Genomic DNA, 18,838 nt, shown 5'->3' with positions numbered 1-18,838 from the left:
TTTTACTTAAGCATTTTTTTAATGTTTTCAACCATAGTCCCTTTTATCAGACATGATTATTGGGTTTTCCGTGTATTTGAGTATCCCAGGCTTCAAAAGCTTGTTTTAAATATCATTTTGTTTTTGGGGACATTGTTAATGGCTTTCCCCAAAGATGTGCCTGGATATGTGGTATTGATTGGTTTGGCCATTAACCTGATCTATCTATGTTACCTGGTTTTCCCTTACACTCCACTGGCTAAAAAACAGATCATCACCACAAAAAGTCCTTCGGGTCCCAGCAACCTTAAAATTCTGATTGCCAACGTCTACCAGGAAAACAGGCAATCGCACCAGTACTACAAATTAATAGAACAATGTGATCCTGATGTGATCCTTTTAGTGGAAACCAATTTATGGTGGCAGAACCAGATGGAAGCGATAGAACAGAAATATCCTTACCAATTAAAAGCGCCATTGGAAAATACATATGGGATGGTGTTATATTCCAGGTTACCATTGAGCGGAGAGGTTAAATTTCTCGTTGAACAGGATATACCTTCCATAGAAGCAGAAGTTATTTTGCCTATAGGACAGCCCGTAAAGCTTTACTGTTTGCATCCACAGCCTCCCGTACCCCAGGAAAATCCAAGATCAACCGAGCGTGATAAAGAGATCCTGATGATTGCAAAAGAGGCAAAGAACTGTCAACTTCCGGTTATTGTAATGGGCGATTTAAATGATGTGGCCTGGAGTTACACTACAGATCTTTTTGGAAAAATCAGTGGATTATTAGATCCGAGACGCGGGAGGGGATTTTTTAACAGTTTTAATGCCAAGTACTTTTTCCTCCGGTTTCCACTTGACCATATTTTCTGTTCCGGGGATTTTTCGCTCAAATCAATTAATAGACTCAGCAGCTGTGGCTCTGACCACTATCCTATGTGTGTAAACCTTGAATATGCCCCACAGGCAGAAAAGAAAAATGAGATTCCGGTTGCTACACAAGAAGAAAGGGCGCTTGCAGAACAAAAAATCAATACCCCTACAGATCAGCTATAGGAAAGTAGCGAGAAGTTACATAACCAAACCGCTAAAGGAGAATTTTTTTGGGAATAGGGATGCAACAAAAGTAGTTATAGCCATGTACAACCAAATAAAAATACACTTCTTAAACGAAATTGCGTTTATATGCGAATGATGCCTCCGTTCAGCACCAATTTCTTAAAAAATAAAGCAAGAGGACCTTTTCGCCCTCTTGCTTTATTTTTATTCTATCACAACTCATCAGCTTAGTGTGATAGTAGGCTAAGCATATTATTCTTAAATCAGTTTAACCGTAAATTACTAGGAAGCCCCTTAACCGCCTAAGGCCCTGAATAAACCTATCAGTGCAGTGTAGGATGCCTGCTTAATATCTACCTGTTCCATTTCTGCATTTAATACGCTGGCCTGGGCCACTATCACCTCTAAATAACTGGCATAACCAGCAAGGTAAAGGTCATTTGCATTGGCCACAGCGTTGCTAAGTTCTTTAACCTCCCTGGTTTTATATTGATAAGCCTTTTTATAGTTTTCTATTGCCGAAAGTTGCGCAGACACTTCCTGGTATCCCTTAATAATCTTTTTCTGATAATTATAAAAGGCTGAAAGTTGTGCAGAGTTGGCCAGCTTGTAAGTGTTTTTCAATGCTGCCCTATTGAGTAATGGTGCTGAGAGCCCGCCCAGAAATCCTGCTGCCAGAGAACTTGGTGAAAATAATAGCGGAAGTTTAAATGCATTATACCCCACATATCCGTTTAAATTAAGGGATGGAAAAAACGCCTTTCTGGCGGCGCTTACATCTGCTTTTGTAGCTTTGAGCTGCAGCTCAGCCTCTTGGATGTCAGGCCGGGAAAGTAAAACACTGGATGGAATTCCGGTATAAAGCTGATTTGGCAGCGCTTTATTCATTGCACTGGTATCACGTGCCACTGCCCCTTCATATTGCCCTCTAATCAGGTTGATTTGGTTTTCAATTCGAATTATGGCCTGTCTAATCTGAAACTGCTTCCCCTCGGTGGCCAGCTTTTGAGCCCTGAACTGACTCACAGCAAGGGAAGTAGCCCTACCTCCAACTAGCTGTGCTTCAATAATCTCCAGGCCCTTTTGCTGAAGTTTGATATTTCGCTGGAGAATTTCCTGGCGTTTTTCAAGTGCGATAAGTTCATAGTAAAGTTCTGCTACCTGACAAATTAATTGTGTTTTAAACCATTGAAGACCTTTGGTACTGGCCAGATAACGGTTGTAAGCTGCTTGTTTACGCTGAGACAATTTACCCCAGATATCAATCTCCCAGGAACTTCTGAAACCCATAAAATAATCTGGGGTTGGATTAGGTATTTTCTGGTCCGCGCTCAAACGCTCGGAAAAATTCGTATCATAATTTCCCACACCGTTCATGGTGTAATTGCCGAAGCGATCTACACCCGCTGAAAGCCCCAGGTTTAAAGCCGGAAGCAACTGTGATCTGCTCAACTTCAGGTTTGCACCTGCCATTAAAATCCGTTGAAGCCCAGACTTAAGATCAAGATTATTAACTAAAGCACTATCAATAAGCGCCTTAAGCTCCTGCTGTGTAAAAAGCTCTTCCCAGTTTAGGCTTTGTGCCTCAGTACGAACAGCATTAAAACTGTCGGGCAACTTTTTAAGCGAAGGCAAGCTGGTTTGCTTTACGGATCCACAGGATTGGATAATTAACACCAGTAAAACTACCGGATAACAAAAAAGGGATATTCTTTTATATAGATTCATTTTGGAGTCTTTTACTATTTGCCAAATCTGGCTTGTTTTTAATCTTATTAGATTTTGCGAAAAGGGCATAAAGGCCTGGAATCAGCACTACGCCGAACAATGTTCCGATAAGCATCCCTCCTACGGCTGTCATCCCGATAGACCGGTTACCTACGGCACCTGCTCCGGAAGCAATACAAAGTGGGATAAGCCCCGCAACAAAAGCAAACGAAGTCATCAAAATAGGCCTGAGCCTTGATATTGCTCCCATGGCAGCAGCCTTGCTCACCGACAGGCCAGCCTTGCGTTTTTGTTCAGCAAATTCGATAATCAGGATGGCATTTTTACCCAACAAACCGATCAGCATGACCAATGCCACCTGGGCATAGATATTATTCTCCAGGCCGGCAAACTTTAACGTAAAAAATGCACCTGCAATTCCGGCAGGCAACGATAAAAGTACCGGAAGCGGTAGCAGGAAACTCTCATACTGAGCAGCAAGGATCAGGTAAACAAATACCAGGCAAATGATAAAAATATAGATCGCCTGATTTCCCGAAAGAATCTGTTCGCGGGTCATTCCTGACCATTCTATATCAAATCCCCGTGGTAGTTTCTCCTTTGCAGTTTGCTCCACAACTTCTATCGCATCACTACTGCTAAAACCAGCCGCCGCATCACCGTTAATCATCGCTGAGGGATACATATTGTAGCGGTTTATCTGCTCAGGACCATATACCCGCTCCAGGGAAACAAATGATGAATATGGTATCATCTCCCCACGATCATTCTTTACATATAAACTTAATAAATCACTAGGCTTGCTGCGATATTGAGGATAGGCCTGGAGCATTACTTTATACATTTGCCCAAACCGGATAAAATTGGTGGCATAGTAACTTCCCACTAGCGTTTGAAGTGTACTCATCGCATTATCAACCGTTACGCCCTTTTGTGCTGCCATATCCTGATCGATATGGATCATATACTGTGGAAAATTAGGATCAAAACTTGTAAATACCCCTGAAATAGCACTGTTGCTCTTTAGCGAAGCCAGAAAATCTTCGGTCACCCTGGCGGTCTTTTCCAGATCGCCGCCCTTATTTTTATCTAGCAACCGAAGTTCAAAGCCACTCGCATTTCCGAAGCCGGGCACAGTTGGAGGGGAAAAGAACTCAATGGCAGCGTCACTTATGCCATTTGTTTGTGTTTTGAGCTTAGCAATCAGATCCTCAACACTTTCCTCCCGGTCATCCCACGCCGAAAGATTAATCATAGCCATGCCATATGAAGCACCAGTAATATCACTCATCAAACTGTAACCTGCCAGTGTACTCACATTCTCTATTGCAGGAAACCCTTTGGTTACGGCATGAATTTTATCTAACACCTCCTCTGTACGCTCTACTGTAGATCCTGGCGGAGTGGTAACATTCACATAAACCATCCCCTGGTCTTCGGTAGGAATAAACCCCGATGGAAGGATACTGTTTCCTAACCAGGTAGCCAGTATAAAAAATAAAAGCAAGGCTATTGTTACGGGTTTACGACCTATGATCAACCTCACCAGGCGACCATATTTTCGTTCGGTTTTGTTATATCCACGGTTAAACAAATTGAAGAAACGTTGGATAGGTCCCCTTTTTTTCTCCTGGTTGTGGCCATGTTGCAACATTAATGCACAAAGCGCAGGAGTTAAAGTCAAGGCATTGATTCCTGAAATAACAATTGAAATGGCTAAGGTGAGTGAAAACTGACGGTAAAAAACACCTACTGGTCCAGAAAGAAAGGCCACAGGCACAAACACCGCCGACATCACCAGGGTAATGGCTACAATGGCTCCACTGATTTCCTTCATCGCCGATATGGTGGCTTCCATTGGTGGTAAGTGTTCTTCAGTCATTTTCACGTGAACTGCTTCAACCACAACTATTGCATTATCTACCACAATCCCGATGGCAAGAACCAAAGCAAAAAGTGTTAAAATATTGATCGAAAAACCCATTATCAGCAGAAACGCAAGGGTACTGATCAGTGCAACAGGTACAGCCAGCGCAGGGATCAAGGTGCTGCGAAAATCTTGCAGAAAGATGAAAACCACTATAAAAACCAATATAAATGCCTCTATTAAGGTTCGGAGTACCTCATGAATACTCGCATCCAAAAATCGCGAAACATCATAGGCATAATTATATTCCATTCCTGGAGGAAAAGAATTCTTCTTTAAACTGGCCATTTTGGATTTGATGTTATCAATTACCTCACTGGCATTCGATCCCGGACGTTGCTTGATCATAATGGACGCGGAAGGCCTCCCATCAGTTTTAGAAACCATATCATAACTCACCGTACCAAATTCGATATCTGCAATATCCTTTAAACGGGTTACCCCTCCATCACGCTGAGCCTTGAGGACCATATTTTCATATTCGTCTTTATTATTGAATTTTCCGGTATACCTCAACACATATTGCTTCACCTCAGTGCCTTTCCCCGAATTTTCACCCGCTACACCCGGTGCAGCTTCAATATTCTGGCTGCGCATTTTCTCAATGATCTCCTCAGTTGAAATATTATGCGACAGCATCCTGTCAGGTTTAAGCCATACCCGCATAGAATAGTCTCTGGCACCCATTATCTCCACAAATCCAACACCATCAATCCTTTTTAGCTCCTGAAGTACATTGATATCCGCGAAATTATAGATGAACTCTTCGTTCATCCCGGGATCCTTGCTGGTTATATTTAAGTATAACAGCATACTGTTTACTTCCTTTTCGGTGGTTACACCAGCTTTAATCACTTCTTCAGGAAGCTCATCAAGAACTGTAGTTACCCGGTTTTGTACGTTTACAGCAGCTTGATCCGGATCGGTGCCTACGTTAAAAAACACCTGAATCAAGGTTACCCCATTGTTGCTGCTTACAGTATTCATGTAAGTCATACCAGGAACACCATTTATGGCTTTTTCCAATGGTGTGGCCACCGCTTTGGCACACACCTCAGCGTTAGCACCATTATAATTGGCCGTTACCACTACCGATGGTGGCACAATATCGGGAAACTGCGTTATGGGCAGTTTAAATAAGGCTAAAACGCCCAATAAAATCAATATTAGCGAGATGACCAGTGAAAGTACCGGCCGTCTGATAAATGTTTCTACCATTTAATTATAGGATAATACAATGCCATGCTCCGCAAAACGGAACGGCATAGATGAAAATATTTCAATAAATTACTTTTGTGCAAAGAGCACCTTTTGGCTGGTGGCTACCGGCTTAATTGTTGCCCCATCGCGGATATTCTGAATCCCTTCGTATACAATGGTATCACCGGCATTCAGCCCCTCACCACATACAAAATATCCAGGCAGCCTCATTTTAGGCATGAAGCTTTTCATTTTCACCGTATTGTTTTTGCCCAGTACAAAAACGTAGTTTTTATCCTGAATTTCAAAAACCGATTTCTGAGGGATGAGCAGGCTTTGCTTGAGTGCCGAATGAAGTTTGACCTTTCCGGAAGCACCATGTTTAAGCACATTTTTTGGATTAGGGAAAATTGCCCTGAAGGCGATTGAACCTGTATTACCTGAAAATATATTCTCGTGCGTCTGTATCTTCCCTTTTAAAGGATAAACGGATCCATCAGACAGGATCAGACTGGTTTGCTTATCCTGATCAAACCTTCCGTTTCCAGCCTTGGTAAACTGCAGGTATTCGTTTTCGGAAATATCGAAATAAGCATACATATTTTGCGTATCAGAAAGCGTTGTGAGCAATGCTCCCTCCTCTATAAGGCTTCCCGTTTTTAACGGGATTCTATCAATAATACCTTCAAAAGGTGCACGGATTTGTGCATACGATAACCTTTGATTTGCATCATCAATCATCGCCCTTGCCGACTTGATCCGTGCCTCTGCCTCTTCCAGCCTGGCCTTGCCCAAGGTAAGCTCAGAGCTTGAGATCACTTTCTTTTCTACCAGACTTTTTATCCTGTCCAATTCTACCTTAGCGATACTCGCCGCAGATTTAGCGCTGGATAAATTAGCCTTAGCCTTATTGAGCTCAATCCGGTATTCATTGTCATTTAGTTTAAAAAGCAATTGGCCTTTATTCACCTTCTGACCTTCATCTACCAAAACTTTTTCAATAAAACCGCGCGAACGTGAGCGTATTTCTACGTTTTTCACGGCCTGGATATCAGCAACGTAGTCAAAGGAAAGGGATGTATCCTGTGGAACAAGTTTTAAAACAGGTATTTCCGCTATATCATTATCATTTTTCTTAGTCTGCTCTCCGGTGCAGGACTGCAGTGCAGCTGCCAGGATTGCAATGACTATGCATTTAATTTTCATGGTGTATTGTCTTTATCTGTAAGCACATAGAACTAGTTTTTGAGCAAAAACATCCACTAAATGATGTCTTTGTTCAAAAACATAACCGTACTACTGCCCTGAGCGATATTCAGGAACATATCTTAAGAAGTACGGTAATAATTAGGACTTTAAATAGAAAAGATCAGAAATACGCCAGCCTATGAAGAAAAGAATGCTGTTCTAAGCGAAAAAATGGGCTCTCGTAACCTAAATATGGGCTGAATATAAAATTTAATCTCGCTTCTACCCTTTTTTGAAAAGGCTGAAGATCACTGCTGGAATCATTTAGATGCTTATATTTCTTCCGGTATTTTGCCCATTTGGTATCTAATGAAGAGATCGTTTTTTTAACTTGCTCATCACCATTTTCAGGAGCCAGCAGTTGTGCCGCATTGGTTAAGAGTGTATGCGTATTGGAGGAAAAATGACTAAATGCCTGACCACGAAAAAAAAATGTGGCCAAAAGAAGCAAGGGAAGTACTGAAACCAGATTCAGCCTTAGAAATTTTTTTCTGATGTAAAAATCCTCGTCTATACTTATCATCAAATCCCAGGTGTGTGGCACAAATATAGGTCTTTAGGCCTAAAAAATAATATCTTATAATGTAACAGAATTGAAACTATGTTAGTTATCAGGTAGTCAAATTCTTTTTTTTACCACGCAGAAAGCAAATCCAATCTTTAGCCGTCATCCTATAAAAGATGTCTTTTCGTATCCCAAATAAGCACTCAATGGCTTATAGTTACCTGTATTCCTTAAGTCCGAATGCTGTTTCAAATAAATGGCAAAGTACCGAAATCACCACTAAGTCAAATCCAACCTGGTATATGATCAGACCTGTCAAAAATAACTATCCGATAAAATGTAGATTCGCCTAAGCGGAAAGTCAAACCTGAAAACTAAAGGGGCAAGTGCCTGGCATCGAATTTGCATAGTTTGGCCCCAAATGTACTATACTGTTTCATTGAAATACACAATTATACCAAAAACAACTAGCTACCCTTTAATATCAATTACCCTTTCTGGTGCATTATAAAACCGTTGATGCTTTTGTTTACACTCTGAATAAAATAAGTTGTAAGCTTCTTCCATTTTATCAACCTGTCGTTCGCCATTATATTCCATGAGGTATACACGAGCTATCGGTTTAAAGCTTTCCAGATAATCGAGCAATGTTACGCCGAAAAAAACCTGGTAAGGTGTTGATTGAGAACGTTTAAAGATATATTCCAATCCACTTACAAAATGTATTTTATTTAAATGTATGGAAAATAATCCTCCTTGTGGATAAATACCTAGCATGATATTGGGATCTTTAAGCAACTCTGTGGCATAATTCAAAGATTCGATCATCTTTCTCGACTTTTTATTCACTGAAAAGCAACCAAAGTATTTCAAGGCTGGAAATAATTTCAGTTGTGCTTCGACCACCATTGCCCTTAATTGCTTTTTTAAAAGTAGCCGGCAAATACGATTCAGAATCGCTCCATCATTATAGCTGTAATGATTCATGAGCATCAGGCAAGAACGATCATTTTTTACCTCTAACTCTCCAATAAATTTTATAGCAGCAAAATGACGTAAAATCCATCGCTCCGAAATTCCTGTGGCTAGCCATTTTATAAATTTATTAGGTTTGTCTTTAATCATGAGTAAAGGTTGTGGGATCAGCTGGTTTTATTGGTTTTACACTCATTTAAGACGTGTAAACTTGATGGTAAAGTTAGTTTTTTCCAATCATATTTAAAATTTACACGATTTAGAGACAGAAAAGGTTTAAGATCGGGTTTGTTGTTTTTGGCCTAGTAATCAGGTATTGTAAACCCTAACTTCTTGGGGTCTATTTAAAATGACTTGTATTTATTTTACCTTTGCGGTGATTAATGGATAGCTATAATTTAACTATTTTACGCCTACTTAATACACATACAGCTTTCCTTTAAACTCCCTAGTCCGAATTACAATTATGCCAATCGTACAATCATATTACCGTCCGCCAGCTTATCTTTTCAATAGACACTTGCAAACTATAGCACCGGTTTTTGGTGTAAAGCGAGACAATACACTTTACCAAACTGAGAAGCTAGAATTAGCTGACGGAGATTTCTTAGAACTCGATTGGATTCGGGCTGGCAATGATAAACTGATGATGCTTTTCCATGGACTAGAGGGCAATTCGAGAAGTCATTATGTACAGCAAATGGCGCAACATTTTAGTGCACTTGGTTGGGATATTTTAGCCATGCATGCGCGGAGTTGTGGGCGAGAAATGAATCGTTTGCCTGTGCTCTATCATGGGGGATCAACAAATGATATAGAAATAGTCGTAAATGAGTATGCGGAAAAATATCATTCACTTGTGCTTGTAGGATTTTCATTAGGCGCAAACATGTCGCTAAATTTTGTAGCCAGACATAGCACGCCCACCAACCTACGGGCTATTGCTGCTTTTTCTGCACCCTGTGATTTACAGAAATCTGAACAAGAAATTGACCGATTCGTTAACCGAATCTATTCACAAAAATTTTTGCTCAAACTAAAAAATAAAGTCCGAAAATTAGAAACCCAGCACCCTGGAATATTCGATTTAAATAAACTAGAGCAAATAATATCTGTTCAAGGGTTCAGTGAAAATTTTACTGCACCATTTTGTGGCTTTAGCGCATTAGATGATTTCTATTCGGCAGGCAGTAGCCTGGATTCCCTGGCGAAGATTCGTATACCTACTTTACTGGTAAATGCCAAAAATGATCCGTTTTTATCCGACACCTCCTATCCTATCGATTTAGCCAGAACTTCTGATTACCTATTTCTTGATATTCCTAAACATGGCGGTCATTCTGCTTTCCCTATTTCAGCCGAGAAATCATGGATGCCCAATAGACTTGAAAAATTTCTGGCTGAGGAAGTAAAAATACTTAATGATTGGAGCAGGGGACCGAAATTTTAAGCAGAGTAAAGCACTGCGAATACGGCCACATTGCGTTTATTTAATATAAAAATAGTACATTTCTAACATAACCTTAGCCAGACTTAGATCATATAAAGAGGACGTTATTGACCATCCAGGTGCGGATGAAACCTCAGTTAAGATTAATACTTTCCATAATTGCCCTACCTTGAACAGTAAATACAAAATCATCTTTGCTTCAGCCCTTTACCTTAACCTTCAACCCCGTTTCCGCAGCTTGATATATCGCATCAATAATTTTAAGGTCTTTCAAACCTTCCTCCCCGTTTACTGGAATCGCCGGCCTGTGATCATCAAAAATAATAGTCGCCATTTCATCCATCTGAACAGTTTGGTGGGTAGTTATTGGCTGGTTAAGCTCCCCTTTATGTGTTCTTCCCCTAATCGGGCCGTAACCCGTAGAAGGTTGCATTTCTGCGAAGCCTTTCTCTCCACTCAAATAAAACCTATCCAGGTGACTGATATTATAGCTAGACAAGCAGGAGGCTATAGCGCCACTGGGAAAACCCAATTGAAATTGTATGGTCTCATCTACACCATCTTTAAACTTTAACGGATCAGTCTTGGTTTCCTGAGCGGTTACCCAAACAGGTTCTTCACCCACCATATACCTTGCCCCGTTAATCGCATAAATTCCAATATCCATCATAGATCCACCACCTGCAAGTGCTTTATTTAACCGCCACTGGCTTGGGTCGCCGGCTTTGAAACCACATTGCGCCTGGAAAAACATGACTTTACCGAAATCACCCACATTTCTCATCCGAAGTACCTCCAGCGTACGGGGTTCAAAATGCATCCTGTAGCCGACCAGCAACTTTACATTTGCGTTTTTACAGGCATCGATCATTTCCTGGCCTTCCCTGGCATTTAATGCCATTGGTTTTTCGCATATCGCATGTTTTCCTGCTTTTGCTACACGGATAACCTGATTGTGGTGCAGTGCATTTGGGGTAATGACATAAATGGCATCTATATCCGGATTATTCTTTACCAGATCGAAGTTGTCATAATTATAGCAATTCTTTTCAGGGATATTGTAGCGAGCTTGCCAAGCTTTTATTTTTGAAGGCGTTCCGCTAATTACACCTACAAGCTTTGCCTTAGTGCAGGCTTTCATAGCTTCTGCGACACGGGTTCCATACCCACCTAAACCCATGATAGCTACCCTGAGTACTCTCCCCTCATACGGCTTTCCGATTTGGTTAGCTGCTGATGAGAAAGATGTTATTGAACCCAATTGAAGCATCAATGCCGATGCCCCCATTTTTCTTAGAAAATCTCTTCTGGTATTCATATTCCTTTTATGGCTATTTATGTGAAAAGCTTAATCTTAAGCCCTATCTGCTAAGGGCACTGATTCCACCCAATTCATTGATTTACAATATACAACCTAACATCAACATGTCACATTTAGTTTTTGAGATTTGATTGCTTACCTGCCTAGCATGACTCCCAGCTCAGTTTAAAGAAGCCAGGGTACCCAGGCAATGCTGTTAACTTAAGCTGAATGCTGTCAGTCAGAGCTTCTGAGGTGAAATCGGGACAAGTAATCGAAGACCCTCTTAATAAGTCGAAAACTAAAATGGATTACCCTTCAACAGGCTCAGAATTGACAATCCATTTTAGTTTTCTCCTCAAGTTAATAACATTGGGTACCCGGCACAGGATCAAAAATAGCTGGCTTACGTTTTATATCTCCGAAGGTAAGAAATGTCTCCTTGTTGAAGTAATAGCCCAAAAGATAGTCGAGCGCTTAAACATATAGAAATCGGATCGGGATTAAGAGGAAAAAACAACCTGCTATCTCTGCATTAATGACATATGCTATTGAATATAGTTCCTACATTTTACATCCATCAACAAATAATTACCCCTTTCTGGAACAAAAAAAATGCAGGCAACATCAGTTAACCTGCAATTAATTAATAACTAAAATTCTATAAAGTAATACTACATTAAACCATTAGCCTCCAGCCATTTACTTATCGTTTCAAAAACCTCAGGCGTGATTGCTTCTTTAATCTGCGCATATTCTTGTGGTTCGCAGGTAATACAATGTTGAAGCAAATGATTCATACTTGATATCTGCTTTATAGTGACATCCTTATTTCCTCCTTTTAGTGGCAAATTCTTCCAATTGGCAAGGTTCACCTCAGATCTAACCATTAGATCTTTGTCACCATTTATAGCCAGGATTGGAACCTTTACTTTAGGCAAGAAATTAACGGGATCAAACTTAAGAAAATACCTGTACCAAGGCTTTACTGCATTCATAACATAGCTATACACCGGAAATCGAAAATGATCGAATTCAATATTGAGCGTTTTGAAATAGGCATCATCTTTTTTCTTCCACTCATTATAGGTATCATTCAGTTTCTGTTCCATATTTACAGAATCTACATACTGATAAGCTGTTTTAAACATCAGGTTATTAATTTCATTAGAACGCTTTTTATCGATGTCACTTATCTTTGCATTTGCAACAAGATCTTCGTTTTGAAACTTCAAGGAAGACTGACCATCCAGTGCCAAACCTGCCAAGCTTATAATGAAAGCAACATCTTTGGATTTAGCTGCTGCAATCGCGGATGCCGCGCCACCTTCGCTATGTCCTACCAAACCAATGCGTTTCAATTTTAAATCCTTCCGTGATTTAAGGTAAGCAATGGCAGAAAGGGCATCATCGGCAAAATCAGCAGTTGTGGCAAGATCATACTGCCCCGTTGTTTTACCTATTCCCCTGTCATCCATCCTCAATACGGTTAAGCCCTTTGAATTAAAATAGTCGGCCAGTAATTTAAAATAAGGGTGGCCAGCCATTTTACCATCGCGATCTTGTACACCACCGCCAGAAACTAAAACAACCGCATTACCGCTATTATGCCCTTTTGGAGCAGATATTGTGGCCCCAATCGTAATACTTTTATCTGCATTATTAAACAATACCTCGGTATCCTGTGCAAAAATGTTTGCCGAAGTCAATAATAGTGCAATGAAAAAAATTCTTTTCATGTTATTCTCCTTTACGTGCCAATTCTACCATCATACTAATCTCATCAACCAATTCTGAAGGGCTGCCCATATATCCTACTTCTGAAAAACGTAATTTTCCATTCTTATCCAGCACCATCTTATGCGGAATCGCTCCAACGCCGTAGCTTTTGGAAAAGGCTGCATTTGCATCAAACAACACATTGAAATCGTAATTATTATCCTTTAGGTACTTGGACACATAAGCTTCATAATCCTTCATCTTTTCCTGGGTATCTACAAAATAGAAAACTACGTCTTTATCATTCTTGTATTTCTCCACGGCCATTTTCATGCCCGGGAAAGCAGCTTTACAAGGTGCACACCATGAAGCCCAGAAATCAAATACCACAATTTTACCTTTCAGATCGCTGAGTTTAACCATTTTTCCACGATTGCTCTTCACGTTAAATTCTGGAACGGTTTTATTAATCATCGACTTTCTAACCTTGTTTTCCAGAGCTGAATCGAGTTTCAAATCTTTTAAGGTTGCCAGGTAGCTCTCATAACCACTCTCATTCTTGTTTAATGCGATGTAGTTTTTCTTTAACATATCCAACATGAGCGGTGTCATCTGATTTTTTCTCATGCTACTTTCCAGCGTAAATTTTAACTTTTCCGCTTGTCCGTTTCGCTCTAATAATATGGCGCTTACTTCATTCAGTGGAGAATTCCCATACTCGTATTTCTGTTGCGCAGCAGAGGCAAAGTTCAATGCAGCTTCATCCTTGTTCAAGTGCATGAGTATATCTGCGTAAACTCCGGCATTGTTCAGGTAAATATCCATAAAGGCATCGCGATTTATTTCTTTAAATTGCATTAACCTACTCATCATCGGTCTGGCAAATACGTATGCTTCCTGTGCATTAAAAGTTTTAAGCGATACGTACGGAACATACATGCTCTTATAAAATAGGTTTGGAAGACTGGATAAAGGTGCCTGAGCTACATATTTCTTAAAGGTTACCGAATCTTTATCAACAGAGGCCATAATTGCGATTGAACTATAAAATTTTGAGTAATCAATCCAATTAGCCTGATCAAAAGCTCTATCCGCCTTATCCATCGGGTATAGCTCAAGAAAATTAATCATTGCAGGCAACAGTTTTTTATAATCCCTTTCGCCATTAAGCGCTTTGGCTGCAGCTAACTTTTCCGGATTACGGCGCTTTATCGCTGCAGAGTCAATAGCTGCAATCACACGCCCCATAGAATCGGCAGCTGAAGGATTGTCAAGCACCTCAGCATAAACCTTTTTGATATTTTTCAGGTCATTCAAATTTTTATCAGGCAGGGATTTAATTAACGACAGGTCCTGAAGTGCCAGGGCCCTTGCCTTTTCGGCATCGACCTTTTTCAAAACTTTAGAATGTGCATAAAAAATATCCCGCTTGCTTGATGGAAAATAACGCAGTTGTTGCTGCATCCAGTAAACCACTACATCATCACCAATCAGGAACTTATCTTTAGTAAAATCAGGAAACATCTCAGGTACTGAGGCATTTCTTAAAAATGCCCAGCCTGCATATGCACCGGGCATATTTTTACCTTCCTTATCAAACAGAAGCCATGCATAAGCACTTGTTTGCCCGATGTCTACAGTTGAACCGCTTTTAAATTTGAAAGCTACAATACTCGCATTTTTAGGCAGGGTATAATTTGCTGTCCAAATGCTATCCTTTTTTTCTAAAGCTAGTTCATTTTTAATCCATTTATAATCGCAAAACTGATAAACTGTTGCTGTTACATTCTTCTTTCCTGCCAGCACAGTGCCTTTGGGATTGTAAGTAACGCCAATTTCTTCGCCTGCAACAGGTTTCTCCGTGCTTAGTTTAAAATTTTTGTCTTGAGCAAAGGCTGAAGTGACATGGATTGCAAGTGCGATGGCACTTGCAATAATTATTTTTTTCATAGTAATAAAAATATATTTGTTGTGTGTTAAAAGAGTAATCATTATAAATTCCCTGCGCCCCTTGGCTTGGCACTGATGTCTGTTATTTTACCAAATCCATCAAACCTGTTCAATGGATTACTGTTAATAACAGCCGTTGTAGGGTTAATCGAAAGCTCGTACAACCTACCTTGAGTTCCATCCCAGGTGGCCACATACAGCAATCTGCCATCAGCATCCGCAAGATTAAAATTAGGGCTTGGTTTATAAACTTTCATACAGGTAATTGTTTCTCCTGCAGGCACCTGAAATCCGACAGCAGGTGTATTCTGAGTTGTATAATCGTAGAGATATACCTTAGATGCGGTAGCATAATAGCAAATATTGGAAGATTTGTTTGCCTGATAGAATAATGCATTTGAAATATCAGGTAAATTGGTCATATCATAGCGCCCTACACCCAGAAGGCCATCGTCAGATTTATTAAAATTGATGACATACAGCCATCTTCCTGCTCCGGTTTTATCCTTAAAGAATGCCAGCGTATAATTACTTATGCCCCTATCCATCCCAAGCATATCTTTGCCAATATTGGTCAGGTTAAAAGGTTGACCGGCATTACCAGGCACCCTGAAATCAGTAATTGTACCAGCTGTTGCAGATGTTGGCTTGATAAACCGGCCGTTTTTCTCATCATAACCAACTGATATTAATGAACCTGATGTACCGCTTACCGTGAAAGGCGCAAGGTAATAGTCTCCTGTTAAGGCAGCTGAATATGAGGCCACCAACTGATCAGAAGCATTCGTAATGTGCATTTTGCCATCATTAATCAGGGTTTCATAAGAACTGAGATCGCTTAAATTATGCGCCTGAGGATTGATCACTGTACCTGGCCTTAAAAACAGGGAGCCATTATCTCTCAAAAAGCTGAAATCGTTACCGTTTACCCTTTGTAACTGCGTACTGGTACCCACTGTCACCCAATTGGTAACTATTGCCGTAAAACTTGTTCTTCTGCTAACACTGATAAATCTGCCATCGCCAGCTAAGCGACTTCCCGTTGCGCTAAAGTATAAATTCCTCAACCTCTTTTCAGGGACACTGGTAATGGGCACTGCGTTTCTGGTAACCAAAAAATCGACATCGCTAGATCCGCCTGCGGTGTGAAGTACCAGTAATCCATATTCCATTCCTGCCGATACACTCAGGTTAAAAACGATATTAGCCTTCGCTTCATTTTTTTTGTCTGTAACGATAAGCTCTACATAATATAGGCCAATGGGATCACCAATAGATACATTCAGTCTTCTCAAACTTGAAATTTCTCTGGGTATATTGGCCTGTCCGGTGGCAACCGTTTGTTTATAAATAATCCATTTATAGCTCAGGGAAGTGGTATCAATTCCATTCATCCTGATCTTGGGTTCAATTACCAAATTGGCATATCGTTCTATGGAGTAATTTGCTGCAACTTTAGTGGTATCCAAAACAGGTGTACTTACGGTTGTATAATCATAATTACCCAAATCTTTCTTACATGAAACCACCAATGCAAGCAACAAGCCTACACAGATATATAAATATAATCTTATTGTCTTCATCATTTTGTTTAATTAGTTTGGAAAGGTTACCAATACACCATTTTCATCTGTTAAGGGTGTTGTATGGCTCGCATTATAAACAGCCAACGCCTCTTTCACACGCAACTTAATATCATTCATCATACTGTTGCTGTATTCACCTGGGTTAAGCGGCACCCTGCCACTTTGCTGAAGGGGGAAATCGGCAATCCCCGTCACATCAATAATAAACCTGAATTTGGTTTTGCTATACGTTCCAAAATAGAACGCCAGACTGATTAAGCCATCCCAGTTTGCAGGTTTAACGATATCATCACTCCAGTTTAAGGTGAAATTCTGATCTTCAACTACACCTGGCTTAAAGTCTTTCGTTTCTGCAATGGTCAGATTCAGGGTTAAACTGGTAGATTTTATCTTGGCGGTACGATAAAGTACCACAGGAAGAAAACCCTCTACCTGCCCTGCCTTTATTTTACCGTCAATAAAAGCATAATCAGTGCCTTCTACTGCCGTAGTACCCTGCTTAATCGTTGCTCCTTTTAATACCCTATCGGCATCTGTAGCCAGGCCCATTGTTTTAACTTTGATCTTTATGGTATCGGTAAGTATGGAAGAGGCTAAAGGAACAAATGAAAATGATTTGGAAGTAATCCTGGTTTGGAGCACATCGTTACCACGCTCAAAAAAGTACAATCTTGGGTCATTGGTGTAAGTATCGATCTCCTTTTCACAAGAGCTCAATAATAGGGTCAACATTGTAACAAAAAGTATCGAAAATTTTCCGGTTTTAGTCATCGTAAATGCGTTATTATCTGTTTCCATACTGAATTTCCTGATCTGGTTTTGGGAAAACATACAGTGTGTTGTTACCTGCAACCGTGGTGTAAGCAATAGTTGGTGAATTAACTCTTTTGTAATAATAGAAAAGCTGGCCTTCGCATATAAATTCCCTGCGGTATTCCTTAAAGATCTCGTTTTGAATCTGTGCAGGTGTACTGGATGCAGCGATCAAAGTTGTCTGCCCTCTATTTGTTCTTACATAGTTTAAATAGTCTACAGCGGCCTGCGGATTGCTTGTTTTTAAGCATTCTGCAGCAATGTAATACATCTCCGAAGCCCTAAGAACAGGCATCTTGTTGCCGAATACCGCCGGTGCATTCGCATTGGGAATTAATTTTGTTGGAAATAAAATTGAGGTTACATCAGCCGTTCCGGTAAGGTATAGCAAACGATAATCTGTAGAGGAATTATCCATTTCTGAACTATAATTCACCGCACTTTTACCCAGCAAGCTGGTGGCTGTTCTACTAAAATAATTACTGGCATTAGCCGCGAGGGTATTGATGTTTAATGCAAAAATAATTTCATCCTGGAACAGCCTGTCGTTACCATTGATGATATTTGCTGACTGTGCAGCGGGATATCTTCCCGAATTAATTACTTCTCGTGCACAAATCAATGCATTGGTTTGATCACCAGCATATAGATATACTCTAGCTTGAAGGGCTTTTACCGCATAATAATTGAATTTATATATCCTGTCTCTCAAATACCCCGTTGAAGTTTTCCCCTGTAAAATTGGATCGACTCCTTTTAACGCTTCGGCCGCAACGTTTAAATCAAGCTGAATCTGAGCCAGCACTTCAGTTACTGAGGAAGTTGGGGTTGCCTTTGGATCGATGGTTTTAACATAAGGAATTGCTGCTGCAGCAGCTCCTCCGGCAGACGAAGGGGCAGGCGCGTATAACCTGAGCAAATCGAAGTGCAAAAATGCCCTTAATCCATACGCCTCACCCCTGATTATGTTACGTGTAGAACCAGCGAATATGGAGGGATCGGCAACATCAATATTAGTGATCAGACTGTTTGTATTTGCAATGGCCGAATATAGTCCTGTCCAGAAATTATCCAGTCTGGTTTTTAGTTCCAGCTGTGCGTAATTGTAATTGTAGCCATCAAAACTCGCGTAAGGTGAGCCAGATATATTGGTGTATTGTTTGGCGAGTATATCTAAGGTTCCAAAGGTAAGTTCTTGACCATACAAACCATTTGCGGTTAATTGTATGTAAACGCCGGTAAGCGCATCTTTGTAACCTTGCTCATTTCTAAAAGCAACGGTAGATTCTACCTCTGTTTTAGGCTTTACCTCAAGCCATTTTTTACAGGAAGAAACTGAAAATAATGCAATTAGCATTAAAATAATATAAATATTTTTTATCGTCTTCATATT

General features: G+C 40.3%; 13 protein-coding genes. 2 read left to right on the top strand and 11 right to left on the bottom strand.

Translation table 11 applies throughout. The features are described from left to right. The first annotated feature begins 21 nt into the window (after window positions 1-21). Window positions 22-1,041, top strand: a complete 1,020-nt coding sequence (locus tag BMX11_RS11860) for an endonuclease/exonuclease/phosphatase family protein (RefSeq protein WP_245738648.1) — start codon at window positions 22-24, stop codon at window positions 1,039-1,041. 297 nt (window positions 1,042-1,338) lie between these two features. On the opposite strand, the gene BMX11_RS24660 is transcribed toward BMX11_RS11860, so the two are convergent. The 5 genes from BMX11_RS24660 to BMX11_RS11835 all read right to left on the bottom strand — a co-directional run bounded on the left by BMX11_RS24660 (window position 1,339) and on the right by BMX11_RS11835 (window position 8,777). Continuing rightward, window positions 1,339-2,772 (bottom strand): TolC family protein, encoded by a 1,434-nt coding sequence (locus tag BMX11_RS24660; RefSeq protein ID WP_090884484.1) that lies wholly within the window; start codon window positions 2,770-2,772, stop codon window positions 1,339-1,341. Further along, entirely contained in the window at window positions 2,759-5,917 is a 3,159-nt protein-coding gene (locus tag BMX11_RS11850) for an efflux RND transporter permease subunit (protein WP_090884482.1), read from the bottom strand. Before BMX11_RS11850 ends, BMX11_RS24660 begins: the two co-directional genes overlap by 14 nt. Window positions 5,918-5,986: 69 nt before the next feature. Then, the gene (locus BMX11_RS11845; protein WP_090884480.1) at window positions 5,987-7,105 is read right to left on the bottom strand and encodes an efflux RND transporter periplasmic adaptor subunit; all 1,119 of its coding nucleotides are present in this window, start codon (window positions 7,103-7,105) and stop codon (window positions 5,987-5,989) included. Between the two features lie 163 nt (window positions 7,106-7,268). Next, a complete protein-coding gene (locus BMX11_RS11840; RefSeq protein WP_090884478.1) occupies window positions 7,269-7,670 on the bottom strand; it encodes a hypothetical protein in 402 nt (133 codons plus the stop codon). Between the two features lie 453 nt (window positions 7,671-8,123). Further along, window positions 8,124-8,777, bottom strand: a complete 654-nt coding sequence (locus tag BMX11_RS11835) for a 1-acyl-sn-glycerol-3-phosphate acyltransferase (protein WP_090884476.1) — start codon at window positions 8,775-8,777, stop codon at window positions 8,124-8,126. Window positions 8,778-9,093: 316 nt separating this feature from the next. On the opposite strand from BMX11_RS11835, the gene BMX11_RS11830 reads away from it, so the two are divergent. Then, window positions 9,094-10,077: a YheT family hydrolase gene (locus BMX11_RS11830; protein WP_090884473.1), complete on the top strand. Its 984-nt coding sequence runs from the start codon at window positions 9,094-9,096 to the stop codon at window positions 10,075-10,077. Between the two features lie 199 nt (window positions 10,078-10,276). On the opposite strand, the gene BMX11_RS11825 is transcribed toward BMX11_RS11830, so the two are convergent. From BMX11_RS11825 to BMX11_RS11795, 6 genes are all read right to left on the bottom strand, one after another. Next, entirely contained in the window at window positions 10,277-11,395 is a 1,119-nt protein-coding gene (locus tag BMX11_RS11825) for a Gfo/Idh/MocA family protein (RefSeq protein ID WP_090884470.1), read from the bottom strand. A 656-nt stretch (window positions 11,396-12,051) separates the two neighbouring features. Then, entirely contained in the window at window positions 12,052-13,116 is a 1,065-nt protein-coding gene (locus tag BMX11_RS11815; RefSeq protein ID WP_090884467.1) for an alpha/beta hydrolase family protein, read from the bottom strand. A gap of 1 nt (window position 13,117) precedes the next feature. Then, window positions 13,118-15,046 carry a TlpA family protein disulfide reductase gene (locus BMX11_RS11810; RefSeq protein WP_175474542.1) on the bottom strand — a complete coding sequence of 643 codons (1,929 nt, stop codon included), beginning with the start codon at window positions 15,044-15,046 and terminating at the stop codon, window positions 13,118-13,120. 41 nt (window positions 15,047-15,087) lie between these two features. After that, window positions 15,088-16,632, bottom strand: a complete 1,545-nt coding sequence (locus BMX11_RS11805; protein WP_090884462.1) for a PKD-like family lipoprotein — start codon at window positions 16,630-16,632, stop codon at window positions 15,088-15,090. 9 nt (window positions 16,633-16,641) lie between these two features. After that, on the bottom strand, window positions 16,642-17,430 hold the full coding sequence (locus BMX11_RS11800; RefSeq protein ID WP_175474541.1) for a DUF4843 domain-containing protein: 789 nt from the start codon (window positions 17,428-17,430) through the stop codon (window positions 16,642-16,644). Then, entirely contained in the window at window positions 17,417-18,835 is a 1,419-nt protein-coding gene (locus tag BMX11_RS11795; protein WP_090884458.1) for a RagB/SusD family nutrient uptake outer membrane protein, read from the bottom strand. Before BMX11_RS11795 ends, BMX11_RS11800 begins: the two co-directional genes overlap by 14 nt. Window positions 18,836-18,838 lie beyond the last annotated feature (3 nt).

Source organism: Pedobacter rhizosphaerae (assembly GCF_900111155.1).
Classification (GTDB): domain Bacteria; phylum Bacteroidota; class Bacteroidia; order Sphingobacteriales; family Sphingobacteriaceae; genus Pedobacter; species Pedobacter rhizosphaerae.
Note: the sequence above shows the minus strand (reverse complement) of the source record. Positions and strands in the feature narration are given on the sequence as shown.